This window comes from Polaribacter sp. (genome assembly GCF_965656025.1).
GTDB lineage: Bacteria > Bacteroidota > Bacteroidia > Flavobacteriales > Flavobacteriaceae > Polaribacter.
Map to the genome: position 1 here is coordinate 1 of NZ_CBFHJT010000012.1, position 23,350 is coordinate 23,350.

Annotated in this window: 28 protein-coding genes; 11 read left to right on the forward strand and 17 right to left on the reverse strand. The window is 29.7% G+C overall.

Annotated features, from left to right (window positions below; all coding sequences use genetic code 11):
* Positions 1-257, reverse strand: a 257-nt coding sequence (locus ACTG3S_RS03505; protein ID WP_439127987.1) for an FAD-dependent oxidoreductase, incomplete at its 3' end; no start/stop codon positions are given.
* A 135-nt stretch (positions 258-392) separates the two neighbouring features.
* Here ACTG3S_RS03505 and ACTG3S_RS03510 point away from each other — a divergent pair.
* Both ACTG3S_RS03510 and ACTG3S_RS03515 read left to right on the forward strand, forming a co-directional pair.
* Positions 393-866, forward strand: coding sequence for a heme-binding domain-containing protein (locus tag ACTG3S_RS03510; RefSeq protein WP_439127988.1), 474 nt, complete (start codon positions 393-395; stop codon positions 864-866).
* A complete protein-coding gene (locus ACTG3S_RS03515) occupies positions 867-2,108 on the forward strand; it encodes a glycosyltransferase (protein WP_439127989.1) in 1,242 nt (413 codons plus the stop codon).
* On the opposite strand, the gene ACTG3S_RS03520 is transcribed toward ACTG3S_RS03515, so the two are convergent.
* From ACTG3S_RS03520 to ACTG3S_RS03530, 3 genes are all read right to left on the reverse strand, one after another.
* Entirely contained in the window at positions 2,105-2,623 is a 519-nt protein-coding gene (locus ACTG3S_RS03520; RefSeq protein ID WP_439127990.1) for a hypothetical protein, read from the reverse strand. The two genes, ACTG3S_RS03515 and ACTG3S_RS03520, sit on opposite strands and share 4 nt — an antisense overlap.
* Positions 2,624-2,758: 135 nt before the next feature.
* A complete protein-coding gene (locus tag ACTG3S_RS03525; protein WP_439127991.1) occupies positions 2,759-3,979 on the reverse strand; it encodes a carboxypeptidase-like regulatory domain-containing protein in 1,221 nt (406 codons plus the stop codon).
* Between the two features lie 55 nt (positions 3,980-4,034).
* A complete protein-coding gene (locus ACTG3S_RS03530; protein ID WP_439127992.1) occupies positions 4,035-6,053 on the reverse strand; it encodes a M3 family metallopeptidase in 2,019 nt (672 codons plus the stop codon).
* 371 nt (positions 6,054-6,424) lie between these two features.
* On the opposite strand from ACTG3S_RS03530, the gene ACTG3S_RS03535 reads away from it, so the two are divergent.
* Positions 6,425-9,559, forward strand: coding sequence for a LamG-like jellyroll fold domain-containing protein (locus ACTG3S_RS03535; protein WP_439127993.1), 3,135 nt, complete (start codon positions 6,425-6,427; stop codon positions 9,557-9,559).
* Positions 9,560-9,573: 14 nt separating this feature from the next.
* Here ACTG3S_RS03535 and purE read toward each other — a convergent pair whose 3' ends face one another.
* From purE to ACTG3S_RS03550, 3 genes are all read right to left on the reverse strand, one after another.
* On the reverse strand, positions 9,574-10,053 hold the full coding sequence (purE, locus tag ACTG3S_RS03540; RefSeq protein WP_439127994.1) for a 5-(carboxyamino)imidazole ribonucleotide mutase: 480 nt from the start codon (positions 10,051-10,053) through the stop codon (positions 9,574-9,576).
* 163 nt (positions 10,054-10,216) lie between these two features.
* Complete coding sequence (locus ACTG3S_RS03545) at positions 10,217-11,374, reverse strand: 5-(carboxyamino)imidazole ribonucleotide synthase (RefSeq protein ID WP_439127995.1); 1,158 nt, start codon at positions 11,372-11,374, stop codon at positions 10,217-10,219.
* 59 nt (positions 11,375-11,433) lie between these two features.
* Positions 11,434-11,850 (reverse strand): Rieske 2Fe-2S domain-containing protein, encoded by a 417-nt coding sequence (locus ACTG3S_RS03550; RefSeq protein ID WP_439127996.1) that lies wholly within the window; start codon positions 11,848-11,850, stop codon positions 11,434-11,436.
* 187 nt (positions 11,851-12,037) lie between these two features.
* On the opposite strand from ACTG3S_RS03550, the gene greA reads away from it, so the two are divergent.
* From greA to ACTG3S_RS03570, 4 genes are all read left to right on the forward strand, one after another.
* A complete protein-coding gene (gene greA / locus ACTG3S_RS03555) occupies positions 12,038-12,511 on the forward strand; it encodes a transcription elongation factor GreA (RefSeq protein ID WP_439127997.1) in 474 nt (157 codons plus the stop codon).
* A gap of 208 nt (positions 12,512-12,719) precedes the next feature.
* Positions 12,720-13,109: an HIT family protein gene (locus tag ACTG3S_RS03560; RefSeq protein ID WP_439127998.1), complete on the forward strand. Its 390-nt coding sequence runs from the start codon at positions 12,720-12,722 to the stop codon at positions 13,107-13,109.
* Positions 13,109-13,336: a hypothetical protein gene (locus ACTG3S_RS03565; protein WP_439127999.1), complete on the forward strand. Its 228-nt coding sequence runs from the start codon at positions 13,109-13,111 to the stop codon at positions 13,334-13,336. The genes ACTG3S_RS03560 and ACTG3S_RS03565 overlap by 1 nt, the downstream gene beginning before the upstream one ends.
* Positions 13,320-13,508, forward strand: a complete 189-nt coding sequence (locus ACTG3S_RS03570) for a hypothetical protein (protein ID WP_439128000.1) — start codon at positions 13,320-13,322, stop codon at positions 13,506-13,508. Before ACTG3S_RS03565 ends, ACTG3S_RS03570 begins: the two co-directional genes overlap by 17 nt.
* Positions 13,509-13,531: 23 nt before the next feature.
* On the opposite strand, the gene ACTG3S_RS03575 is transcribed toward ACTG3S_RS03570, so the two are convergent.
* The gene (locus ACTG3S_RS03575) at positions 13,532-14,683 is read right to left on the reverse strand and encodes a sensor histidine kinase (RefSeq protein ID WP_439128001.1); all 1,152 of its coding nucleotides are present in this window, start codon (positions 14,681-14,683) and stop codon (positions 13,532-13,534) included.
* A gap of 156 nt (positions 14,684-14,839) precedes the next feature.
* Between ACTG3S_RS03575 and ACTG3S_RS03580 the strand changes: the two genes are divergently transcribed.
* Together ACTG3S_RS03580 and ACTG3S_RS03585 are read left to right on the forward strand one after the other, a co-directional pair.
* A complete protein-coding gene (locus ACTG3S_RS03580) occupies positions 14,840-15,700 on the forward strand; it encodes a flavin reductase family protein (protein WP_439128002.1) in 861 nt (286 codons plus the stop codon).
* 14 nt (positions 15,701-15,714) lie between these two features.
* Positions 15,715-16,086, forward strand: coding sequence for a DUF3127 domain-containing protein (locus tag ACTG3S_RS03585; RefSeq protein ID WP_439128003.1), 372 nt, complete (start codon positions 15,715-15,717; stop codon positions 16,084-16,086).
* A gap of 132 nt (positions 16,087-16,218) precedes the next feature.
* On the opposite strand, the gene ACTG3S_RS03590 is transcribed toward ACTG3S_RS03585, so the two are convergent.
* Positions 16,219-16,458, reverse strand: coding sequence for a DUF1456 family protein (locus ACTG3S_RS03590; protein ID WP_439128004.1), 240 nt, complete (start codon positions 16,456-16,458; stop codon positions 16,219-16,221).
* Between the two features lie 17 nt (positions 16,459-16,475).
* On the reverse strand, positions 16,476-17,105 hold the full coding sequence (locus ACTG3S_RS03595) for a short-chain dehydrogenase (RefSeq protein WP_439128005.1): 630 nt from the start codon (positions 17,103-17,105) through the stop codon (positions 16,476-16,478).
* A 123-nt stretch (positions 17,106-17,228) separates the two neighbouring features.
* Between ACTG3S_RS03595 and aat the strand changes: the two genes are divergently transcribed.
* Entirely contained in the window at positions 17,229-17,867 is a 639-nt protein-coding gene (gene aat / locus ACTG3S_RS03600; protein WP_439128006.1) for a leucyl/phenylalanyl-tRNA--protein transferase, read from the forward strand.
* 91 nt (positions 17,868-17,958) lie between these two features.
* On the opposite strand, the gene ACTG3S_RS03605 is transcribed toward aat, so the two are convergent.
* The 5 genes from ACTG3S_RS03605 to ACTG3S_RS03625 form a co-directional block, all read right to left on the reverse strand.
* Positions 17,959-18,483, reverse strand: coding sequence for a nuclear transport factor 2 family protein (locus tag ACTG3S_RS03605; protein ID WP_439128007.1), 525 nt, complete (start codon positions 18,481-18,483; stop codon positions 17,959-17,961).
* 79 nt (positions 18,484-18,562) lie between these two features.
* Positions 18,563-19,288 (reverse strand): head GIN domain-containing protein, encoded by a 726-nt coding sequence (locus tag ACTG3S_RS03610; protein WP_439128008.1) that lies wholly within the window; start codon positions 19,286-19,288, stop codon positions 18,563-18,565.
* Between the two features lie 96 nt (positions 19,289-19,384).
* Positions 19,385-21,055 (reverse strand): PspC domain-containing protein, encoded by a 1,671-nt coding sequence (locus ACTG3S_RS03615; protein WP_439128009.1) that lies wholly within the window; start codon positions 21,053-21,055, stop codon positions 19,385-19,387.
* A complete protein-coding gene (locus tag ACTG3S_RS03620; RefSeq protein WP_439128010.1) occupies positions 21,048-21,392 on the reverse strand; it encodes a PadR family transcriptional regulator in 345 nt (114 codons plus the stop codon). Before ACTG3S_RS03620 ends, ACTG3S_RS03615 begins: the two co-directional genes overlap by 8 nt.
* A 10-nt stretch (positions 21,393-21,402) precedes the next feature.
* Positions 21,403-21,831 carry a DUF4870 domain-containing protein gene (locus ACTG3S_RS03625; protein WP_439128011.1) on the reverse strand — a complete coding sequence of 143 codons (429 nt, stop codon included), beginning with the start codon at positions 21,829-21,831 and terminating at the stop codon, positions 21,403-21,405.
* Positions 21,832-21,983: 152 nt separating this feature from the next.
* Here ACTG3S_RS03625 and ACTG3S_RS03630 point away from each other — a divergent pair, with 152 nt between their 5' ends.
* Positions 21,984-22,439: a DUF4442 domain-containing protein gene (locus ACTG3S_RS03630; protein WP_439128012.1), complete on the forward strand. Its 456-nt coding sequence runs from the start codon at positions 21,984-21,986 to the stop codon at positions 22,437-22,439.
* On the opposite strand, the gene ACTG3S_RS03635 is transcribed toward ACTG3S_RS03630, so the two are convergent.
* Positions 22,436-22,588, reverse strand: coding sequence for a hypothetical protein (locus tag ACTG3S_RS03635; protein WP_439128013.1), 153 nt, complete (start codon positions 22,586-22,588; stop codon positions 22,436-22,438). The two genes, ACTG3S_RS03630 and ACTG3S_RS03635, sit on opposite strands and share 4 nt — an antisense overlap.
* Positions 22,589-22,636: 48 nt before the next feature.
* On the reverse strand, positions 22,637-23,341 hold the full coding sequence (locus ACTG3S_RS03640) for a DUF4369 domain-containing protein (RefSeq protein WP_439128014.1): 705 nt from the start codon (positions 23,339-23,341) through the stop codon (positions 22,637-22,639).
* Between the last annotated feature and the right edge of the window lie 9 nt (positions 23,342-23,350).

The following is a 23,350-nucleotide window of genomic DNA, read 5'->3' on the forward strand; positions in this document are numbered from 1 at the left end:
CTTTCTACCATTTTACCAAAATCAAAACTTGGTTTTTCTACAGAAATACCATGTTCTTCAAAATGATGAGTGGCATCGTAATAATGATGAGAAGAGTCTAACAATGCTTTAGATGGAATGCAACCAACATTTAAACAAGTTCCACCAAGAGTGGCGTATTTTTCAATAATTGCTACTTTTTTACCTAATTGTGATGCTCTAACAGCAGAAATATATCCACCAGGTCCTGAGCCAATTACAATAATATCGTATTTCATGAGTGCTTTTGTTTTGCGTATTCTGTAACCTTTTGGTTCGTTTTTTAATAATAGTTGACAAAAATACGGATATTTTCACAGAATAAAGTGAGAATTTAGTAGTTTTACCACATAAATTATTCTTAAAATTTACAAATGAAAATTATAAAAAAAATACTCGTTTTTCTATTAGTTGTTTTGCTGATTGCTCAATTTTTTGGACCAGAAAAAAATAACGGAGATATTACTACAGTAAATACTTTTTTAGCGGAAACAAATCCGCCAGCAGATGTGAAAAAAATACTAGAAAGTACTTGTTTTGATTGCCATTCTGCAAAAACAAGATATCCTTGGTATGATAAAATTACTCCTGTAAATTACTGGTTAGATGAGCATGTAAAAGATGGAAAAAAACATTTAAATTTTTCTAAATGGAGTGAATATTCTTTAAAAAGAAAAGAGCATAAAATGGATGAGTTATATGAGGAGGTAGAAAAAGGAGAAATGCCTTTAAATTCTTATACTTGGACACACGCTGAAGCGAATTTAACACAAGAACAAATAGCTGCTGTTGTAGCTTGGGGTAAAAAAGTACAAGCAGATTACAAGCAACAAATGTCTGCTAATTAGGTGCAAAAAAAATCTATTTTAATTATTGGTACAGTTTGGGTAGAGCCCAATTCTTCTGCAGCAGGCAAACGAATGTTGCAGTTAATTCATCAATTTTTAAATAAAGATTATATAGTAACTTTTGCTACTACAGCTTTAAAAAATGAAAAAGCAGTAGACTTAACTTCTTTAGGTGTTAAAGAAGTTAGTATTGAATTGAATAATGCTTCATTCGATGTTTTTATAAAAAAATTACAACCCAATATTGTTTTATTTGATCGTTTTATGACCGAAGAACAATTTGGTTGGCGAGTTGCAGAACATTGCCCAAAAGCACTTAGAATTTTAGATACAGAAGATTTACATTGTTTGCGAAAAACACGAGAATTTTGTTTAAAAAATAAGATTGATTTTTCTACTCATGAACTGCTAAAACAAGACATTACCAAAAGAGAAATTGCAGCTATTTTACGGTGCGATTTGTCTTTAATTATTTCTACCTTCGAAATGGATTTGTTAAAAAATGTCTTTAAAATTGATGCATCTATATTAATGTATTTGCCGTTTTTGTTTGATGCCATTGATGAATATCAACAAGAAAAGTGGAAATATTTTGATGAGAGAGCACATTTTGTTTTTGTTGGTAATTATTTTCATAAACCTAATGTAAATGCTGTTTTAACATTAAAACAAGAAGTTTGGCCTATCATTAAGAAGCGACTGCCAAAGGCAGAATTGCGTATTTATGGTGCTTATATAAATCAGCAAATACAAGATTTACACAACCCAAAAGAAGGTTTTTTAATTAAGGGATTTGCAAAAAATGCAGAGGAGGTTGTAAAGCGTGCGAAAGTAGTTTTAGCACCTTTAAATTTTGGAGCGGGAATTAAAGGAAAATTAACGGAAGCAATGCTTTGTGGTACACCAAGTGTAACCACCAAAATAGGAGCAGAAGGCATGCATGATAATTTACCTTGGAACGGTTTTAGAGAAGACAATTTTAAGGAATTTGCAAACAAAGCAGTTCAGTTATATACAGATGAAAATTTATGGAAATCATCACAAAAAAATGGTGTAAACATTATAAACACATTTTATAGTAAAGAAAAAAATGGAATACTTTTTTTTAGGGTAATTGAGCAAATTCAGCAAAATTTAGAAATCCACAGAGTTAATAATTTTATGGGAAGTGTTTTGCAACATCAAACTTTACAAGCTACAAAATACATGAGTAAATGGATTGAAGAGAAAAATAAAAATTAAAAATGGATTTTAAAGCCGACAAAACTACTAGGTTTAAAATAGTTAGTCTCATTATATAAGTTTTTTAAATCACTTCTCTCTATTATTTGATGAATATAACTTAAAGAAAATCTATTGTTTATTCTGTAAAATAATTCAAAGTGAAGTCCAAAACTGTTAGTGTTATACCCCATTCTTTTTATAAAACCATAATCTCCATAAACTCCTAAATAGAGCTTTTTTAAAAAAATATCTTTTTGAGTATACCCAGCTCCCAAAGAATAACGTTTTAATGCACCACTATGCAAATCTGCAAATTCAAAAGAAGGAAAAACAGTAAGATATGCTTTTTTGAATTTTTTTACTGGAAACTCAAGTTTTATTAAAATGTCTGTGGTTCCTGCATGATTTCCTCTTTCATCCCCAATAAAAAGAAATTTAGTGTCATGGTGTATAGAAATACTGATTGTTTCTTGGCTAAAAAATATAGAAATTTTTAGCAACAATAAAAATAGTATGAGAACTCTTAATTGCATAATTTGAGGGATTAACTAATTCTAATTTACGAAATTTTTAAAGAAAATACAAATAAAAATTCATTTAATTAAAATATAATCAATATTTTATGATTTTATTTAAATAAAAATCCGAGTTTAATTATAAAAGATATATTACTTATTTAAGAAAGGTATATAATCTAAAGGTAAAGAATTGGCAAATTTTTCATAACTCCAGTAACCTTCGTAAAAAATAGCTAATGGGTTTATTAAAGATCCGTTTTTATCTATTTCTGATGGAAAATTCATTGGAATTATAGAGGATGTTTGAAAAGTAGCTTTTCTAGACTTGCTAAAAGCATTTCTAAAAATATAGGCTTTTTCTTCTTTTTCTTTGGTGTAAATAACGCTAATGTTGTTTTCGAAATTTAAATAAAACTTTCCGTTTTTTAAAGTTATAAGATCTTTTATAGGTACTTTAGATTTGTATAAATAGTCTTTAAATTTAGGTAATCTTACTTTTCTAACAACTATTAAAGCTGAATCTAAAGAAGTTTTAGGAACTGTAATTTTTTTAGAAAAATTTATCTTATTTCTATTCAATTTAATGAGTTCTCTTGCCTTTTTTATTTCCATTTCACTTGGTCTCTCTGCATTGGCAACTCTTTTAAATTGATTTACAATAAAACCGTCTTTATAGGTCGTATTTTTAATTAGCGATTGTAAAAAATGTTGTACAGAGCCATAATAAGCTATAGCTCTATTTTTTGCCCATTTACGCTTTTTTCTTTTGCTTCCTTTTAGGTTTTGATATCTAGAATATCCTAAATAAGTAACTCTATTTCCATGGATACTAAATTCCTCCAAATCGTATGTAATCAAATACCCTAGACCTTTATGTTTTATTTTTAAGGGTGCTCTCGCAAAAGCTGTTAAATGGTTGTTTTTTGCATCAAAATCAAAATGTAAACTTTTTTCATTTAAAATTTTACAATCTTTAGATAATTCAGTGATGCCAATAAATTCTCTTTTAAAAGCAGAAAGGTTGTACCTCCACGTTTTATCATATACTGTTTTTTTTAAGACAATTTCATTTAAAGTATTGGTTTCTTCTTCTAAAACAAAAGCAAGAGGTTTTGTGTAGGTATTGGTGTTTAAGTTGTAAACTATTTTTTTATATCCTAAAAAAGAAACTACCAAATCGTAATTTCCTTGTTTAGTGGTAATAGTAAATTTACCATCGTTATTGGTAGAAGTCCCCAACATTGTGTTGTTAAAATACACAGCAGCACCTTCTAGAACACCATTTTTATCGTACACAGTCCCTTTTATCTCAATTTGAGAAAAAGAAGTAGTTACATATAGTATTAATAAAATAAATAAAGTGTTCTTCATTTTAATACATAACGTAGAATAATATAGTTTATAACAAATTTTATGAGTTATTTAGCTATTTTAATAAGCCAGCTCTTTTTAAAAGTGCCTCTGGTTTGGGTGCTGCACCTCTAAATTTTTTATATAAATCCATAGGTTTTATAGTACCACCTTTAGACAATACTGTTTCTTTAAATTTAGTGGCCACTTCTTTGTTAAAAATGCCTTCTTCTAAGAAATATTCAAAAGCATCTGCATCTAAAACTTCAGCCCATTTGTAAGAATAATATCCTGCAGAATATCCACCCTGAAAAATATGAGAAAATGCGGTACTCATACAATTTTCGGCAACTTCTGGATACAATTTTGTATTTGCAAAAGCAGCGTTTTCAAAATCTTTTATTGATGAAATATCAGAAGGATCTTCAGAGTGCCATTTCATATCTAATAAGCCAAAACTTAATTGACGTGACGTTTGCATACCTTCATGAAAACTTGCAGATTCTTTAATCTTTTCAACATATTTCATCGGAATAATTTCACCAGTTTCATAATGTTTTGCAAACAACTCTAGCGCCTCTTTTTCATAACACCAATTCTCTAAAACTTGACTTGGTAATTCTACAAAATCCCAAGAAACAGAGGTGCCTGATAAACTACTGTAGGTTGTATTTGCTAACATGCCATGTAAAGCGTGCCCAAACTCATGAAACAAGGTTGTTACCTCATTAAAAGTTAATAATGATGGTTTTGTGGCTGTTGGTTTTGTAAAATTACAAACAATAGAAACATGTGGTCTTTCGTTTACACCATTTTTAATTTGTTGGGTTTTGTAGCTCGTCATCCACGCACCGTTTCTTTTTCCTTTTCTTGGATGATAATCTGCATAAAAAATAGCTATAAAATTACCTTTTGTATCAGTTACATTATAGGTTTTTATATCTGGATGATATTTATCGATATAAAAAACTTCTTCAAATTTTAAATCATACAAACGATATGCAATTTCAAAAACACCATCAATTACATTTTCTAACTTAAAGTAGGGTTTTAACGCTTCTTGATCTAAGTCAAAAATTTCCTTTTTTAATTTTTCTGAATAATAAGCACCATCCCATTTTTGAAGTTGATCAATTCCGTCTAATTTTTTGGCGTATTTTTCTAAATTTTCAAATTCTTTTTTAGCAGCTGGTTTTGCTTTAGATAATAGGTTATTAGAAAATTCAATTACTTTTTCAGGAGACACAGCCATTCTTTCTTCTAAGACAAAATGTGCATGCGTTTTGTAACCTAATAAATTGGCTCTTTTTTGACGAAGTTTTACAATCTCTAAAACTATTTGTTCATTATTGTATTTATTCTCTTGAAATCCTTTTTTACCACCAGCAATTGCCATTTTTTTACGCAATTCCCTGTTATCTGCATAGGTTAAAAACGGAATGTAACTCGGGTATTGTAAGTTAAAAATATAGCCTTCTTTTTCTTGTTCTTTGGCAAGTTGCGATGCAGCTTCTTTAACACTTTCTGGTAATCCAGAAACATCTTTTTCTGCTGTTAGATGCATTTCAAAAGCGTTGGTTTCAGCCAATACATTTTCACCAAATTGTAAAGATAATTTAGAGAGTTTATTGTCTATTTCTCGAAGTTTAATTTTGTTTTCTTCATTTAAATTAGCGCCATTTCTAGTAAAACCCTTGTATTGTTTATCCAATAACATTTCTTGTTCGTCACTCAGAGTCAAGGTTTCTTTAGTTTTATAAACTGCTTTTACTCTTTTAAATAAAGCTTCATTTAATGTAATATCATTTCTAAACTCACTCAACCAAGGAGAAACTTCTTGTGCTATTTTTTGAATCTCATCATTGGTTTCAGCAGAATTTAAATTGAAAAAAATACTGGTAATTCTGTTTAGCTTTTCACCAGTAAAATCTAAAGCTACTGTTGTGTTTTCAAAGGTAGGTTTATCTTTATTGTTGGTGATTTTATCAATTTCGGCTTTGGCTATTTCTATCCCTTTTTTAATGGCTGGTTTAAAATCATCATTAGAAATTTTAGAAAAAGGGGCTGTATTAAAATCTTGTAAAAGTGGATTCATGCATCTTTATTTTTAAAGGTCAAATATAGATGTTCTATAAATTTTAATAAACATAAATCCATAAAAATAGTATTTTATCAATAGATAAATTCTCTTTATCTAAATTTAATTGAATTAAGTACAATGTGTTTAAATATTAGTATGTCCATTTTTATTGAAAAACAAACAGAATAATGTATTTATTGATTTAAAACAAAGTGCTTTAAGAATGCAGTTTTAAGTGATAATCGAATCAACTAAAAATAAAACTATTAATTACTAATTAATAATTTTATTTTTAGTTAGGGTAAACCCTTATAAATCAAAACATAGTTTAGGTAAAATTTCGAAGGTTTAACTTTTTTGCTATTTTTGTAGGAAATATATGCATTTTGAAAAAAATATTCCTCTATTTATTTCTAGTATATACAAATTTATTATTTGCCCAATTTCCTTGCTCTACAGGTTTTAATGCAAATGGTGCAGACGATTTTATAACTGTACCCAATACAGATGCTATTAATACATTTAATGTTACAGATAGAACCATAGAGTTTTGGTTTAAAGCACCAGATGTTACCACCAAACAAGTAATCTATGAAGAAGGTGGTGGTACTCGTGCATTTATTTTTTATTTAGAAGGAGGGAGAATTTATTTAGGAGCTTATAGAAACGAAACTCTTAATGCTACAGATAGAAGGTTCTTTAGATCTTTAGATGGAGTTATTGAAGCAGAAAAATGGTTTCATGTAGCTTTAACTTTAGACAACGCAGCTACTTTAAAATGGTTTTTAAATGGTGTAGAACAAGATTCTCAATCAGGTTTTACTGTAGAGAGTCATTCTGGTTCAATTTCATATGCTAGAAATGGAGATGGTTTAAGATACCCAAGTGATCTGGTAAATAATTGGATAGCTAGCGGAGGTCAATCTTCAGAAACATATAATAATACTTTTACAGTCTCAACAGGAACCATTTACCCCTTCACTGGAAACATCAATTTATTCAGAATTTGGAATGTTGCCAGAACTGAATCTGAAATTGATACTAATAAATCTATACTTTTAACAAGTGGAACAGATTTAGTTGCCTATGCAGATTTAGACCGTATTTATTATGTGCCTGATGGAGCTACAGAAATTTCTTTAACAGCTTTTGTGTCTTTAACTACCCAATTTACAACAATACCCAATACAGACGCTATAAATGATCAAAACACCAGTGACAGAACTATTGAGTTTCGATTTAAAGCTACAGATTTAAACACAAGACAAGTTTTGTATGAAGAAGGTGGTAATGTTAACGCAATAAAAGTATTTTTAGAAGGTGGTAGAATTTATTTTAGTGTTTATAGAAATAATGCAAGTAATGCTGCTGATAGGCGGTTTTTTAGATCAGCAGCTTCAGATATTACAATAGGTGTATGGTATCATGTAGCACTTACTTTAGATGCTGCAACAACTTTAAAGTGGTATTTAGATGGGGTTGAACAAGATTCTCAAGCAGGTTTAGTTGTAAATACACATACTGGAGACATAAATATTGGTAGATCTGGAGGTAATATGAGATTTCCAAGTAGTTTATCTACTAATTGGGTGGCAAGTTCTGTATTGTCTTCTTCTTCAGAAACTTATAATAGTGGAATTTCTACAGACGGAAATTCAAATAATTTTACAGGAGATATAGATCTGTTTCGAATTTGGAATGTTGCCAGAACTCAATCTGAAATAGACACTAATAAGAACACTTTTTTAAGTGCAGGAACAGATTTAGTAGCATATCAAAGTGGTACACAAATTAATTATCAGCCAGATGGTGGTAGTTCACCAACCGCCTCAGAAGATGCCTCAGGTGTAATTACTTGGGATGGAAGTGATAGTAGTAGCTGGACAACAGCAGCAAATTGGGTAGGAGATAATCCACCAGATATTACCAGAAGTCAAAAAATTATTATTACAGATAATGGTACAAACCCATTTATAACAGTAGATACAAACGTAGGTTATTTAACCATAAACTCAGGGGTTAATCTAGTGGTAGAAAGTGGAGTTACATTAAATGTCTATTATGATTTTAATAATAATGGTACCATAACTGTAGAAAATGGAGGTTCTCTGATTTATCATAACTGTAATAACCCCATATTAAGTTCTGGTACTTTTGATGTAATAAGAAATACAAGAAATTATAGTAGTGGTAACTTCTATTCTTATTGGGGCACTCCAGTGATTGGTGCAACAATTTCAACAGTCTTTCCTGATGCAGAAGAAGTGTATCAATATGATGCAAGTATAAGTGATGCAGATTGGTTTAAAATTAGTTCAAGTGCAACAATGCAAGCTGGTTTAGGATATGCCATTCAAAATGAAGGTTTAGGAGGGCAAGTAAGAACTTTTGGAGGTATTGTTAATAATGGAGGCATAGATGTTACTTTATTTTTTAATACAAATGAAAGTACAGGAGAAGTTGGAAATGTATGGTCTCCTGGAGGTGACAATTTGGTGGGAAATCCATACCCCTCTGCACTTGATTGGGATTTAATTATAGGTGATGACGATAATGAAGATATCGAAGGAACTATTTACTTGTGGAATCAAACATCGGCACAGAATGGAGATAATAATGTTTCAGATTATTTACAATACAATCCTACTGGAGGAAATGACAACCCTCCAGGAGATAATTATAAAATAGGGACAGCTCAAGCTTTCTTTCTAAGAATTAATGATATTGGCGAAGGAAATACAACCACTTTAAAATTAAAAGCTACACACCAAGTAGCAGGAGATAATACTTCAGCTACATTTTATAAGTCTAGCAAGAAAAAATATATTTCTAATAAACAAAAGGGGAGATCTTGGTTTCGATTAAAAAAAGATAAGTTATACAATTCAATTTTAATTGGTTTTGTAAAAGGTGCTACAGATAATTATGACAGAATTTACGATGGTCCTTTTGATATTAATCAAACAAAACTAGGTTTTTATTCCTTGGCCGAAGAAACCAAAAAAGCGACGATTCAAGGTTTACCTCTGTTAGTAGAAACCGAAAAAATTGTACCATTAGGTTTTGTGGTAGATGAAGTTGGAGAGTATACTATTGAGCTTACAGAAGAGTATATTGATGACAATTATTTTATTTATTTAGAAGATATAGAGGCGAATCTTTTTATTGATTTAAAAGAACAAGAATATACGTTTTTAATCGATTCTGCTGGAGAAAATAACACAAGATTTAAAATTATTTATACCCAAGAAAAAAAAGAAACTCTTTCTATCAATAATTCAAATTACAATACCGAAAATTTGCTTGTGTATACAAACTCTTCAAAAGAGTTAATTATAAAACATACCAATTTAGAAAATCTAGAAAAAATTACACTTTATAATATATTAGGTAGAGAAGTAAAGTTTTTTAATCCCAATCAAATAAAAAACGTTGCAGACCTTCCAACAGGTGTTTATTTGGTAAAAATAAAATTGAAGGAAATTAGTACTCTTTCAAAAAAAATAGTGATTGTCAATTAAGAAATTGCCACTTTTTACTTTCTAACTCTTTCAGAAGCTTTTTCTACCTTTAATTTTAATCCCTCTTTGTAAGCAATAATTTTATCTAACACACATTTGTCTGAAGCCCCAATAATTTGCGCTGCTAAGATACCTGCATTTTTAGCACCGTCTAAGGCAACAGTTGCTACAGGGACACCACCAGGCATTTGTAAAATAGACAATACAGAATCCCAACCATCTATAGAGTTTCTACTTTTTACAGGAACTCCAATTACTGGCAAAGGACTCATACTTGCTACCATTCCTGGTAAATGAGCAGCACCTCCAGCACCTGCAATTATTACTTTTATGCCACGTAAATGTGCATTTTTAGAATACTCAACTAATTTTTCTGGTGTTCTGTGAGCAGAAACAATATCTACTTCAATTGGAATATCAAAACTCTCTAAAATATCTATGGCTTCTTGCATTATTGGAAGATCTGAATCGCTTCCCATTATTATTCCTATCATAATTTAATTTATTTGAATTACCGAGAAAAATTCGGTAGTTCATTTTTTATATTTTAAGTGGTTGTTCGGAATTTCCGAACAACCATGTTTTTAGATAATTTGTTTTTCTCAAAAGACTTTTTTAACTGCTGCATTTTTTGCAAGAGTTCAAAATCAATAAAATTTATTTAGAAATCACTCTTATAGTCTCCTTCACTTTTTGCGCAATTTCTCTAGCTTTATCAATATCAGCATTTACAATTGTTACATGACCCATTTTTCTGAAAGGACGTGTTTCTTTCTTTCCATAAATGTGAGGTGTAACACCATCAATTTTTAAAATTTCTTCGATATTTTCGTAAATTACATCACCAGAAAAATTTTCTTCACCAACAAGATTCACCATAATTCCTGCAACTTTACTTTCTGTATTTCCTAGTGGTAAATTTAAAATAGAGCGCAAATGTTGTTCAAACTGACTGGTATAACTCGCTTCAATTGAATAATGACCAGAGTTATGTGGTCTTGGAGCAACTTCATTTACTAATATTTTATCATCTTTTGTTTGAAACATTTCCACTGCCAATAAGCCAACAAAATCTAATTTATGAACTACTTTTAAAGCAATTTCTCTAGCTTTTTCTGCCACTTTAGCATCTATTCTTGCTGGACAAATTACATATTCGACTTGGTTTGCTTCAGGATGAAATTCCATTTCAACAACAGGATATGTTTTTACTTCACCACTAATATTTCTTGCCACAATTACTGCTAATTCGTTTTTAAAAGGTATTAATTGTTCCGTAATACACTCAACATTTGGCAAGGTTTCTAAATCTTCAATATTTCTAACAATTTTTACACCATTACCATCATAACCAAAACGAGCTGCTTTCCATACAAAAGGAAAATTGATAATATTGTTTTCGTAAGAATGTTTTAATTCTTCTAAATAGGCGTAATGAGAAAATGCTGCAGTAGGTATTTGGTTATCTACATAAAAGTTTTTCTGCCTTGCTTTACTTTGAATAATTCGTAAATCTTTTGGTTTTGGATAAATGGTTAAACCTTCTTCTTCTAACTTGTCTAAAGCATCTAGATTTACATTTTCTATCTCTATAGTAAGTAGATCTACAGTTTTACCAAAATTGTAAACAGCATCAAAATCTAATAAATTACCTAGCACAAATTTGTTGCAAATTTCTGCACAAGGTGCATTTTTACTGCTATCTAAAATGCTTGTGTAAATGTCTAGTTTTTGGGTTTCTGCAAGCAGCATTCTTCCTAATTGACCACCACCAAGAACGCCTAATTTAAAATCTGAAGAAAAATAGTTTTTCACGATAAATATATGTTGTGTTTTCACAAAAATACACAACTCTAAGTAACTATTCTATAAAATTAATTTGTAATTTGTATTGCATTGCTACCAACTGGGGTAACATTGTACATGAGCATGCTACAACCTTCTTCTCCTATAAGCCTGCCACCTTCTAAATAATTATATTTTTTTTCATGACAAGGGCAAGTAATGGTTGGTAAATTAGAAATGTCTAATGGAGAATTACAAGTTCTGATTGGACATTCTAAATCGAAAGCAATATAATTAGAAGACGAGTTTCTAATAATATGAATCAATCTACCATCTATTGTATTGGTGGTACTACCACCATTTACAATTAGTTTTTGGTAAATAGGAAGTCTGAACTCTATGATTTCTTGCACAAAAACACCTCTAAAACAATCGTTTATGGTAGTATTGTCTTCGCAAGAAAAAAGCGATAAAAATAAGAAGCAAATAAATACTTTTTTAATCATAATAGGTTTCCTTTCTTTTAAAACGATGGCAAGTTACAAATATTTTGTACATTTGTAATATAATCTCATTCCTGTGAAGGCAATGGGATTTTTAAATTTAAACCCTTAGTAGGTAGTAGTTTGGTAGCGTAGAAAATTTTACCCTATTATTTTCTGAATGGTAATAAAGAATTAAAATTAAAATATTATGAGTGATATATCATATTATTCTCCAGAAGGTTTAAAAAATCTGAAAGATGAATTAACGCAGTTAGAGCAAGTAGAAAGACCGAGAGTTACACAAGAAATTGCAGATGCAAGAGACAAAGGAGATTTAAGTGAAAATGCAGAATACCACGCAGCAAAAGAAGAGCAATCTCATTTAGAAACAAAAATTGCCAAACTAAAAAATGTAATTTCTAATGCACGTATTTTAGACGAAAGTCAATTAGACACCTCTAAAATACTAATACATTCTAATGTGGTTATTAAAAATACAACTAATGGAATGGAGTTTAAATACAGATTGGTGGCAGATTCTGAAACCGATGTTCGTAACGGAAAACTCTCTGTAAACTCCCCAATAGGAAAAGGTTTGTTGGGTAAAAAAGTTGGTGAAATTGCAGAAATTAAAGTTCCAAACGGAATTATGAAATTCGAAATTATAGAAATTTCTAGATAATTTTTTAGAAGCTATTTCCTGCTTTCCGTTAAATCTTTTTTTAAGAAAAATAAAAAAAGGATACCACTTCAATCAGGGCTAAACTCGTTTACAAACTTCAGTTTTTATCCATATAAATAGCTTTTTAAAAAGAATTTTAAAATTATAAATTCGGGTTTTGGCATTGCCAAAACCCGAATTCTTTTTTATATTTACTAAAAAACCAACGATGAGTATTTTTACAAAAATTATAAACGGAGAATTACACAGTTATAAAGTTGCAGAAAACGACAATTTTATTGCTTTTTTAGATATTAATCCAAATGCAAAAGGGCACACTTTGGTAGTGCCAAAAAAAGAAGAAAATAAAATCTTCGATTTATCAAAAGAAGCATATTTAAAATTAATGGATTTTTCTTACAGAGTTGCAAAAGCACTAGAAAAAACAATAGATTGTAAAAGAATTGGAATTAGCGTAATTGGTTTAGAAGTACCACATGTGCATGTACATTTAATACCTTTAAATAGTATGCAAGATGCGCAGTTTACAAACAAAGTTAAATTATCTAATGAAGAGTTTGTTACTTTATCAGAAGATATTGCTGCAAATTTCGAGTAATGAAAAACTGGATAAAAATAGGTTTAGGTTGGGGTATTTGGATGTTTTTGGCTATGGCTTTTATTTGGCCTTTAATTGATGGTGAAGACATTACTTTAAAGTTGGTAATCATAAAGTTTATTTTTTGGATGATTTGCGGTTTAGTCTTTGGATATTTAATAGCAAAATTTAGAAAATACAAACACATAATTTCTCCTAAAACAATTACCCATGAAAAAAATAATTAAAAGAAAAAGAGTATCACTTTTGCTTGTAGGCTTATTCTTAATAGCAATATTGCAAATAGTAAGTCATTTCACACCCTTAAATGATTTTGTAAAAGGTTCTTTTATGGGAGTTGGATTTGGATTATTGGTAACTTCGTTAATTGTTGGAAAGTTTCATAAATCGGTACTTTAGTTTTTTAAAAAACTATAAAACAATTAGACTTTATCTAATAAAATCTCAAAAGTAGTTCCTTTCCCAATTTCAGATTTTTGTACAAATATTTTCCCTTTGTGGTAATCTTCTACTATTCTTTTAGAGAGAGATAAACCCAAACCCCAACCACGTTTTTTAGTGGTAAAACCAGGTTTAAAAATTTGTTTGAATAATTTTTTTGACATTCCTTTACCAGTATCAGAAACTGTAATTTTTACTTTTTTCTGCCTACTTTCTAGGTTTACTTGTAAACTACCTTTACCAGACATGGCATCAATAGCATTTTTTATTAAATTTTCTATAACCCAACCAAACAATTCTGTATTTAGGTTGGTGTTAATAATAGCTTCTGAAGCCGAAAATTTAAAGGAAATTTGCTTTGAACTTCTAGATTCTAAATAATCGAAAGCAGTTTTTGTTATGGTTACAATATTTTCTTTTTTTAATTCGGGAGTAGAACCAATTTTAGAAAAACGATTTGCAATGGTGTTTAACCTACTAACATCCTTTTCTATTTCCTCTACATATTTATCATCTACATTTTCCATTTTTAAAATGGCAATCCAACCTAATAAAGATGACAATGGTGTACCTATTTGATGTGCAGTTTCTTTGGCCATACCAGTCCATAACTTATTAGTTTCTGCAATTTTATTAGAATTGTAAAACAAATAGATAACACTCAAAAACAGCATTAAAATTAATATTAAAGCAATTGGGTAATAGGTAAGTTTATCTAATAATTCAGAATCTTTATAATATACAAATTGTTTGTTTTTTCCTTTAAAACTAACCTCAATAGGTTTGTTTTGAGATTTCATAATTTGCAATTGTTTTTCTACATAATCTTTGTCTAAAGCCTTTATAGAATCTAAGTTTTGTATTTCGATAATTGCACCTTTCGCATCCACCAAAATCATAGGAATATTATTGCTATTTTCAATCACTTTTAAAGGCAAATCTACACTTGCATTTAAATCGGTATTTGTAGCCAATTCTTTTTGCGCCGCTGCTAAAATTTCTATTTTAATTCTCTCTTCTTGCTTAAATTTTTGAAAAAAGATATAAGTATTCCATAAGATTAATGAAACAATAATCAAAGAAATTAAAACAGCAACTCTTTTAAAAAAAAGTGTGTTGGTGGTAAAGTTCATAAAAACAAATATAAAGGTTTCAACATATAACTCATTTGTTATTTTGATAGTATCTTTACAAGATAATTTTTTATAAATAAATGTTTTTTGAGCGCATTTAATAAGTTTTAGTATTCGACTGCTATCTAGAGAACATTCTAAAAATTCACAGTTCTTATGTTAAGTATAGATCCAAAAGAAATAGCAACAGGTAAATTACACAGTTATTTATTGGGTGCAATTGCACCAAGACCTATCGCATTTGCAAGTACCATAGACAAATATGGTAATCCAAATTTATCTCCGTACAGTTTTTTTAATGTTTTTGGCGCAAACCCACCTATTTTAATTTTTTCTCCTGCAAGAAGAGTAAGAGACAATACCACAAAACACACCTTAGAGAATGCCTTGGCAACAAAAGAAGTGGTAATAAATATTGTAAATTATGATATTGTACAACAAATGTCTTTAAGCTCTACTGAATACCCAGAAGGTGTAAATGAATTTGAAAAAGCAGGGTTTACTATGCTAAAATCAGATAAAATAAAGCCATTTAGAGTGGCAGAGTCTCCTGTACAATTTGAGTGTAAAGTAAACGATGTTATTTTTACTGGTGATGAAGGAGGAGCAGGAAATTTAATTATTTGCGAAGTCGTAAAAGTGCACATTTCTGAGGCTGTTTTAGATGAAAATGGAGCTATAGATCAACACAAAATAGACTTGGTTGCAAGGGCAGGAGGTAGCTATTATTCTAGAGCCAGGGATGGTTTTTTTGAAATACCAAAACCCATAAGTACTTTGGGTATTGGTGTAGATCAAATACCTTTAGAAATTAGAAATAGTCATATTTTAACAGGTAATAATTTAGGCATGTTAGGTAATGTAGAACAGTTGCCTTCAAAAGAAACTGTTGATAACTTTGCAAAAGAACATCCGCAATTTATTGGGTTAGAAACCTCAAAAAAACATACATTTGCGCAAGAGTTTTTAAATAAAAGTGATGTAGAAAGTGCTTGGAAAGTGCTTTTAATTAAATAGTTAAGATTTATATTATGGAAGTTATTGGGAAAATAAAATTAATTGGAGACGTACAAACTTTTGGTTCTAATGGTTTTAGAAAAAGAGAATTGGTAGTTACTACAGACGAGCAATATCCGCAAATGATAATGATAGAGTTTGTACAAGACAAAACAGATTTGCTAAACAGCTATAAAGTGGGGCAAGATGTAAAAGTTTCTATTAATTTAAGAGGTAGAGAGTGGATAAACCCACAAGGAGAGGCAAAATACTTTAACTCTGTACAAGGTTGGAGAATTGAGAACTTATCTCAATCTGCACCAAGTCAAGGAAATTTACCACCTGTAGACCAATTTGAGCCAGCAAGTAAAGTTTCTGACGAAGAGCCAGATGATTTACCATTCTAGAAGTTAGCTTTTAGATAATTAGATGAATAGAAAAAAAGAGCATAAATACTTAAGTATTTATGCTCTTTTTTTAGAATTAAAAGATGTAGAATTTAAAGTTAAATACATCTTGTAAACTTAAAAAAAAGAAAATTATTTTTCTTTTTTAGGCATTGGTCCACGTAAATGTATAATTAAGCCATTTAAAAAATTTCTTAAAATTTGATCTCCACATTCCATATACTTTGGATGCTCTTCATTTCTAAAAAATGCCCCTAATTCGCCTTTACTAACTTTAAAATCTACTAATTTGCAGATTTCTATAATATCTGTATCTCGCAATTTATGCGCTACACGGAGTTTCTTAAAAATATCATTGTTTGTTAATCCCATAATGCAAATGTAAACTATTAAGTAACTACTTTAAAAATTGCCCAACCATAAACTGCAAATCTTAAAAAACGAAATAACCCAAAAAATACTACATTTTTAAACGGATACTTAATCATACCTGCAGCTAAACAGGCTATAGAAAAAGGCAAAGGTAATAAGGCACCTACCAAAATTAAAAAGCCACCCCATTTTTTGGTGTTTTTTAAGTTTGCGGCCATTTTTACTTCTAAATATTTTTTTACAGAAGCTATTTTTAAAGTCATTTTACCTAAAAAATAAGACAATAAACCACCAAAATAAGATAAGGTTGCTAAAATGGACAGATTTAAAATGGGTTGTGTTGTTTTTTTAGTCCAAGCTATAAACATTTCTGGAGGTATTAAGCCCAAAAGTGTTTCTGATATAAAAAACGTGATTAAGATTCCAACTCTAGAAAATGTTTCTGTGATGGTTTCTAAACCCTCATTAATATCGTACACGTATTTGTTAAATAAAAACAGTGCCAAAACCACAAAAACTATAGGTATAAAAGCTTTTTTAATACTTTCCCAAACAAATAAGTAAAAACCTGTTCTACCATAGTAAACATGAAGTCGTTTACCTATAAAGGCAGTATTCTTTTTTCTTTTTTTCTTTTTTTTATTCAAAAAAATAGCGTTTTAATGATTCTGCAAAAATAAGAACTAATTCTAAATAAACTGCGTGTATTAAAATAGATTAACTGTTTTTTGTGAAATGGTTAAATTTGTAAAATAAATGAGATTTATTAAATGATTTGGCTTACAGATAATATTGCTTTTCCACCTTACGAATTTACAACCAAAGAAGGTATTATTGCCTTGGGTGGAGATTTATCTGAAAAAAGATTAATATACGCTTACAAAAACGGAATTTTCCCCTGGTTTTCAGAAGGAGAACCTATTGTTTGGTATTGTCCTTTTGAAAGAATGGTATTGTTTCCTGACGATTTAAAAGTATCTAAATCGATGAAGAAATTCATCAAAAAAAATGAATTTAATATTACAGAAAATAAAGCGTTTGAAGCGGTAATTTACAACTGTAAAAATATCGATAGAAAAGATGGTTTTGGAACTTGGATTACAGATGATATGGAGCAAGCTTACATCAACCTACATAAAAAAGGAGTTGCAAAATCGATAGAGGTTTGGGAAGATGCTGAATTAGTTGGCGGACTTTATGGCTTAGAAATAAATGGTATTTTTTGTGGAGAAAGTATGTTTAGCAAAGTTTCTAACGCTTCTAAATTAGCCTTTATCCATTTAGTTAAAAACAACAGTTATCAACTGATAGATTGCCAAATTTACAACGATCATTTAGCTAGTTTGGGTGCCAAAGAAATTGATAGAAACGTCTTTTTAAAAATTTTAAAAACAAGCCAAAAAAAGTAAGCGCTGTTTTTTTCAAAACAGCGTCTTACCAAGTAAACTAATAAAACCAAGTATTAGTAACTATATTAGAAGTTAGCTTTCTAATAAATTTTTATTCTGTATAGGGTTGATGATTAAAACTTAACACCCTTTTTAATTTCCATGTCTTGTTTTCTAGAATCCATAAATGTGTAAAATCTGCAATACCCACCGTTTTTAGTACGTTGTTTGATTTTTCTTGAAACGTATGTTTGCCCCTTTGAATGGCACCATACAAAATCCCATTATTATTTAGAGGATATACTTCCAAACTACTTTCAACAACTTCTCTTTTATAATTTCCAGGATTTGTACAAATGTTTTGTTTGATGGCATTCATAAATTCTTCTCTATTTTGTATGCCTGCTACATCATGATAAAACTCAAAATTTTCGGCAATTATAGGCGCTAATTTTTCGGTCTCACATTTGTTAAATGCTCTTTTAAAAATAATACTATCTTTAGACTTTAATGTTTTGTATAGTTCAGATGATTTTTCTACTTGAGCATTAGAAATCAATGAAAAAAGAAACATACAAATAGCGATAATTACTTTAAATAGTAACGAGTTTTTAAAAGGTTCTAGAAAAGAATTCATAGGTAGTTTTTTAAAACTACTTCAGGCAACTACACCTGAAGCAGTTTTTTTGGTTGATTGATTTTTTTTTGGTTGAGGTTTATTTTTGAGAAATACTTCCCCCAGAAGAACTTTTCTTAGATACTTTTTTTGGATTTCCTTTAAAATCTACATCACCACCACTAGAAGCTCTAGCCTCTATTTTTTCTGAGGCAAAAATGTCTATATCTGCGCCACTAGCGGCACTAACAATTACATTTTTACTTTTTAAATTATAAGCATTTATAGAGCTACCACTTGCAGCGTTAGACGCGTGGTTAGTTGCAGTTCCACTAACTTCTATATCAGAACCACTAGAAGCACTTGTAGCTACACTTTCTGCCTCAATTTCTATATTAATATCTGCTCCACTAGAAGAAGAAATGGCAATTTCTTCGGTTTTTATAATGTCTTCTCCATACACATCACTACCACTAGAAGCTTTTAATGATGTTAATTGATTTACGGTAACATAAACCTTTCTTGCTTTAGATTGCCAAATATTTTTTTCTGTATATATTTTTAAAATTCCGTTATCAACTTCGGTAATAATAATTTCGTGTAAGTTCTCATCTGCTTCTACTGAAATAGCCGTTTTGTTGTCTTGGGAGATGTATAAGTCAATACCATTACTTACGCTAATGCCAGTAAAATCTGCTGCTAAAGTTCTTTGTTTTGATATAACATTTCTATTGCCATTTACTCTGTTAAACATATCTACACTACAAGAAGTAAATAATGTGGTAATAAATAGTACTGTTAAAATTTGGTGGATGGTTGTTTTCATAATATTGGTTTTAATTTAGATGGTAAATATCTTATAATAGACGCTTACCATCTAAATTTGGTTGCCCAGTTGTTGATTGTTTTGGTTGAGTTGTAATTATATAGTTTCTTTGATTTCTATTTCTTCTTCCTTTTCGCAATCTGTACATTCTAAAGAATCATCTGTCATTTCAAAATGATGATTTCCCATATCTCTCTCATCAATATCATCGTTAGTACGAATATTCATTAAAAAGTTTTTAATAGAATTATCAAAATAAACTGTGGTTTGTTCAGGTATAAAAAAGGTAATTCTTATCTCTTCATCTTTAAAAATGTTTTTTATTTCTGATAAGAAGAAAGCGTCTAACACAACTGAATTGCCTGTAATATTGTAATCATAATTAATTTTTTCTGCATTTTTTCTGGCCTTTATGCTAGTTCTACCATAAGACTCTTTTTGTATAACAAAGTAAGCCTTGTCTGAATTGCTTTTTTCTACATCTACACGTAAGTAGTTAGAATATACTTTTACTGTATTGTTTATTTCTACTTCTTGTTTGCTGTAGGTTCTTCTTAAATTATGTCTGTAATAAATACTATCATCATTTACCATTTTTAAGATAAGTGTATCTTTTTTGGCAATATTTAGCTCGTTTTTTTCTATAGATTTACCATAATTTGCATGGGTTGTACCAAACTCTATGCCTGTAAAAATAATAGCTAATAAGGCGATTAACCAAATACCGACTAAGGTTAAAGAAGTTGTTTTGCTAAACTGTTTTACGTTGCTAGATAAAATACGTAATCCTAAAACAAATAGCACAATAAAAGGAATACCAATTAAGGTAAATAAACAGATAGTTAATACCCATTTTGGTAAACTGGCATCATAAAAGAAATGTGGATAGTTTACAAAATTACCATCGATGTTTAAAAACTCTAAGCTACCAACAGAAAACCCTCCAATAATAAGAGATAAAATAACAGCAGCAGCTACAAATACTAGAATAACACCTATAAATTTTCCTATAATTCTAAAGAATACTAGAAATATGTTACCAATAGCATTTAAAAAATCTTCTAAGCCATTATTTTTTTTTGTCTTTGCTGTAAAAGTTTTACTCATTTTTTCTGAAAACTCATTCGCTCCATCTTTAATTTTTTCGGATGCATTGTTGGCAAAATCTTTTACATTTTCAGAAACATGAGTAAACTCCTCTCTAATTTTTTTTTCTATATTATCGATGTTTACAGGCTCACCTTCCATTTGTAATTTTTCGGCAGTTGTTTTAGCTTCTGGTAATAAAATCCATAAGATGATATATAGAATAATACCAAAACCAGCTCCAAAAAATAGTGCCAATAAACCCAAACGTACCCAAATTGCATCAATATCAAAATAATGCCCAATACCAGAAGCAACTCCACCTAAAAACTTATCATCTCCATCTCTAAAAAGTTTTTTGCCAGAAGCGTTGTTTCTTTGGTAAGAGTAATTAGCTTCAGAATAAGTTACTTCTGCTTCTGCATAATCTTCTGGTTGTCCCATAATAGCAATAATATCTTCTATATCGCTTTCGTTTACAACTTGTCTTGCGTCTGTAATTTTTTCAGATAAAAGTTCGCTAATACGTGCTTCTATATCTGCAATAATTTCGTTTTTTCCTTGCGGATCTTCGCTTAAAGACCTAGATATAGATTCTAAGTATCTTTTTAATTTTTGATAAGCAGTTTCGTCTATATGAAAGAAAAATCCGCCTAAATTAATATTTATTGTCTTATTCATTTGAAGTTGGTTTTGTGCTAATTACTTGGTTTACTGCGTTTACTAAATTGCTCCATGTTTTGTCTAATTCTTTTAAAAACATGCCTCCGTTTTCTGTTAAAACGTAATATTTTCTTGGTGGCCCAGAGGTAGATTCTTCCCATCTATAAGTTAATAAACCCGCGTTTTTTAAACGGGTTAATAACGGATAAATGGTACCTTCTACCACAATCATTTCTGCACTTTTTAGAGTAGAAAGTATTTCAGAAGTATAAGCATCTCCATTTTTTAAGATGGATAAAATGCAGTACTCTAAAACACCTTTTCTCATTTGTGCTTTTGTGTTTTCTATCTTCATGTATTGTGGTTTATTTTATAAATTTTATGGTAAATGGGTATTTGTAGTTTTCGCCCTCTTTAGCTTTTAAAGAAGCAATAATAACTAAAGCGATACCCACTAAATAAATAATACCTGCTGCAGAACCTAAGCCAATAAAGCCTAAAATGTTTGGTGTAAAATCTATATCGAAATGAAAATGATTGTTATTACTTAGATTTCTAAAAAAAGACCCAAAAGCAAAAGGGATAAATGTTAAGGTTAATAAAAAAGCATACAGTGTATAACTAATATTAAAGTTAACTGCTTCTTTACCTTGTGCATCTAAAAAAGCACTTCTTTCTTTTAATGTTTGCCAAGCAACAAGTGGTGTAATAATATGACCAAATGGAAATATAAAACCTGCAAAGGCAGAAATATGTATTAAAAAAGCGTTGGTATTTTGATTGTTTCGTTTCATATTAAATTGTATATAATACTTTCTTATGCAAATATATATCCTAAAAAAGGTATTATGCAATACATAGTACTATAATTAACATAATTTTAACATTTTACGTAGAAGTAATAAATGTTAAAAAAAGTGGTAAATTGCCCTTAAATAAGAGCTTTATGAACATTACACCTAAACGTATCAATTCTTTTATGTTTTTTAAATTGCCTTTAGGCTGGTTGTCTGGTTTAAGGGTAAAAGTTTTAAATGATGATGTTTGTACTGTACAAATTAAACATCAATGGATCAATCAAAATCCGTTTAAAAGCATGTTTTGGGCTGCACAAGGTATGGCTGCAGAAATGACAACTGGTGCTTTGGTTATGAAAGCAATAGAGCAATCTAATCAAAAAGTGTCTATGTTGGTTACCAAACAAGAAGCAGAGTTTTATAAAAAAGCTACTGGTAAAATTTTGTTTACTTGTAAAGGTGGTTTTGTAATAAAACAGGCTATTGAAAAATCAATTGAAACAAAGAAAGGACAAGTGGTAACATTAATATCAGAAGGAAAAAATGAAGAAGGAGTAGTGGTGTCTCAGTTTAGTTTTGAGTGGAGTTTAAAAGCGAAAAATTAATCTACTTTATTCTTTAAAATAGGTTTTGGTCTTTTTTCTGTGTAATCACAATCTTGAAAAATACCACAAGAAACTCCTGTTCTAGCTAAAGATTTTGTTTCTTCAAACTGTTTTGATAAAGCTTCTATTTCTGGAGATAAATATTTCATTTTATAAATTTAATAAAAAAAGCTGAATTATTAAATTCAGCTTTTTCTCTATTTTTCTTCGTTTTCTTTCAACCCTTTAATAAACTTATCTAGACGTTTTCCATAATCAGAAGCTTTTACTTTGGGTGTAAGCGTATTATTTATAGTATCTAAAAGCTTAATGTTGGCATTGTACAATTCCGTTAATGCGATGTAAGGTGCTGCCTCAGAATCTGGATGTGTAAGTGCAAAATTTGTAGTGTACAAATATTTTCTACGAACCATTCTGTTATAATCTTCTTGTACTTTAGCTAACAAATCTTTGTCATTTGCTTTTTGGGCATCAAACTCTTTTTTAATAAACTCTAAACTCTTATTTTTAAATTGATTGTTAATTTTAGCAAAATCATTAAAAACCAACTGGTTTTCAGAACCTATAATTTCTGGATTAAAACCAAAAGTTTCAATTTTATCGTTTATGGTAATGGTACCTTTATTACCAAAAAATAAAATTCTTTTGTCTGTGGTATTTCCTTTAAATGTGATATAATACATTACTGGAGAATCAACATCATCTGTTAATTTAAAGTTTCCATCACCAATAACTTTTGCAGAATCTATAGAAACCAAAACTGTATCTTTCATTTTCTGAAGATATAATACGCCCTTCTTTAAACCTTTGATGTTTCCTTCGACTACCATGTTACCTTCTTTTTTAGAAGAACATGCTGCTAGTAAAATAGTTACTAAAATAATGCCAATTATACGTTTCATGTTATATTT

Excerpts from the sequence above, each read along its gene's own strand:
- ACTG3S_RS03510 (WP_439127988.1), top strand. The coding sequence starts at position 393 with ATGAAAATTATAAAAAAAATACTCGTTTTTCTATTAGTTGTTTTGCTG.
- ACTG3S_RS03520 (WP_439127990.1), bottom strand. The coding sequence starts at position 2,623 with ATGCAATTAAGAGTTCTCATACTATTTTTATTGTTGCTAAAAATTTCT.
- ACTG3S_RS03525 (WP_439127991.1), bottom strand. The coding sequence starts at position 3,979 with ATGAAGAACACTTTATTTATTTTATTAATACTATATGTAACTACTTCT.
- ACTG3S_RS03530 (WP_439127992.1), bottom strand. The coding sequence starts at position 6,053 with ATGAATCCACTTTTACAAGATTTTAATACAGCCCCTTTTTCTAAAATT.
- purE (WP_439127994.1), bottom strand. The coding sequence starts at position 10,053 with ATGATAGGAATAATAATGGGAAGCGATTCAGATCTTCCAATAATGCAA.
- ACTG3S_RS03550 (WP_439127996.1), bottom strand. The coding sequence starts at position 11,850 with ATGATTAAAAAAGTATTTATTTGCTTCTTATTTTTATCGCTTTTTTCT.
- greA (WP_439127997.1), top strand. The coding sequence starts at position 12,038 with ATGAGTGATATATCATATTATTCTCCAGAAGGTTTAAAAAATCTGAAA.
- ACTG3S_RS03560 (WP_439127998.1), top strand. The coding sequence starts at position 12,720 with ATGAGTATTTTTACAAAAATTATAAACGGAGAATTACACAGTTATAAA.
- ACTG3S_RS03565 (WP_439127999.1), top strand. The coding sequence starts at position 13,109 with ATGAAAAACTGGATAAAAATAGGTTTAGGTTGGGGTATTTGGATGTTT.
- ACTG3S_RS03570 (WP_439128000.1), top strand. The coding sequence starts at position 13,320 with ATGAAAAAAATAATTAAAAGAAAAAGAGTATCACTTTTGCTTGTAGGC.
- ACTG3S_RS03575 (WP_439128001.1), bottom strand. The coding sequence starts at position 14,683 with ATGAACTTTACCACCAACACACTTTTTTTTAAAAGAGTTGCTGTTTTA.
- ACTG3S_RS03580 (WP_439128002.1), top strand. The coding sequence starts at position 14,840 with ATGTTAAGTATAGATCCAAAAGAAATAGCAACAGGTAAATTACACAGT.
- ACTG3S_RS03585 (WP_439128003.1), top strand. The coding sequence starts at position 15,715 with ATGGAAGTTATTGGGAAAATAAAATTAATTGGAGACGTACAAACTTTT.
- ACTG3S_RS03590 (WP_439128004.1), bottom strand. The coding sequence starts at position 16,458 with ATGGGATTAACAAACAATGATATTTTTAAGAAACTCCGTGTAGCGCAT.
- aat (WP_439128006.1), top strand. The coding sequence starts at position 17,229 with ATGATTTGGCTTACAGATAATATTGCTTTTCCACCTTACGAATTTACA.
- ACTG3S_RS03605 (WP_439128007.1), bottom strand. The coding sequence starts at position 18,483 with ATGAATTCTTTTCTAGAACCTTTTAAAAACTCGTTACTATTTAAAGTA.
- ACTG3S_RS03610 (WP_439128008.1), bottom strand. The coding sequence starts at position 19,288 with ATGAAAACAACCATCCACCAAATTTTAACAGTACTATTTATTACCACA.
- ACTG3S_RS03615 (WP_439128009.1), bottom strand. The coding sequence starts at position 21,055 with ATGAATAAGACAATAAATATTAATTTAGGCGGATTTTTCTTTCATATA.
- ACTG3S_RS03620 (WP_439128010.1), bottom strand. The coding sequence starts at position 21,392 with ATGAAGATAGAAAACACAAAAGCACAAATGAGAAAAGGTGTTTTAGAG.
- ACTG3S_RS03625 (WP_439128011.1), bottom strand. The coding sequence starts at position 21,831 with ATGAAACGAAACAATCAAAATACCAACGCTTTTTTAATACATATTTCT.
- ACTG3S_RS03630 (WP_439128012.1), top strand. The coding sequence starts at position 21,984 with ATGAACATTACACCTAAACGTATCAATTCTTTTATGTTTTTTAAATTG.
- ACTG3S_RS03635 (WP_439128013.1), bottom strand. The coding sequence starts at position 22,588 with ATGAAATATTTATCTCCAGAAATAGAAGCTTTATCAAAACAGTTTGAA.
- ACTG3S_RS03640 (WP_439128014.1), bottom strand. The coding sequence starts at position 23,341 with ATGAAACGTATAATTGGCATTATTTTAGTAACTATTTTACTAGCAGCA.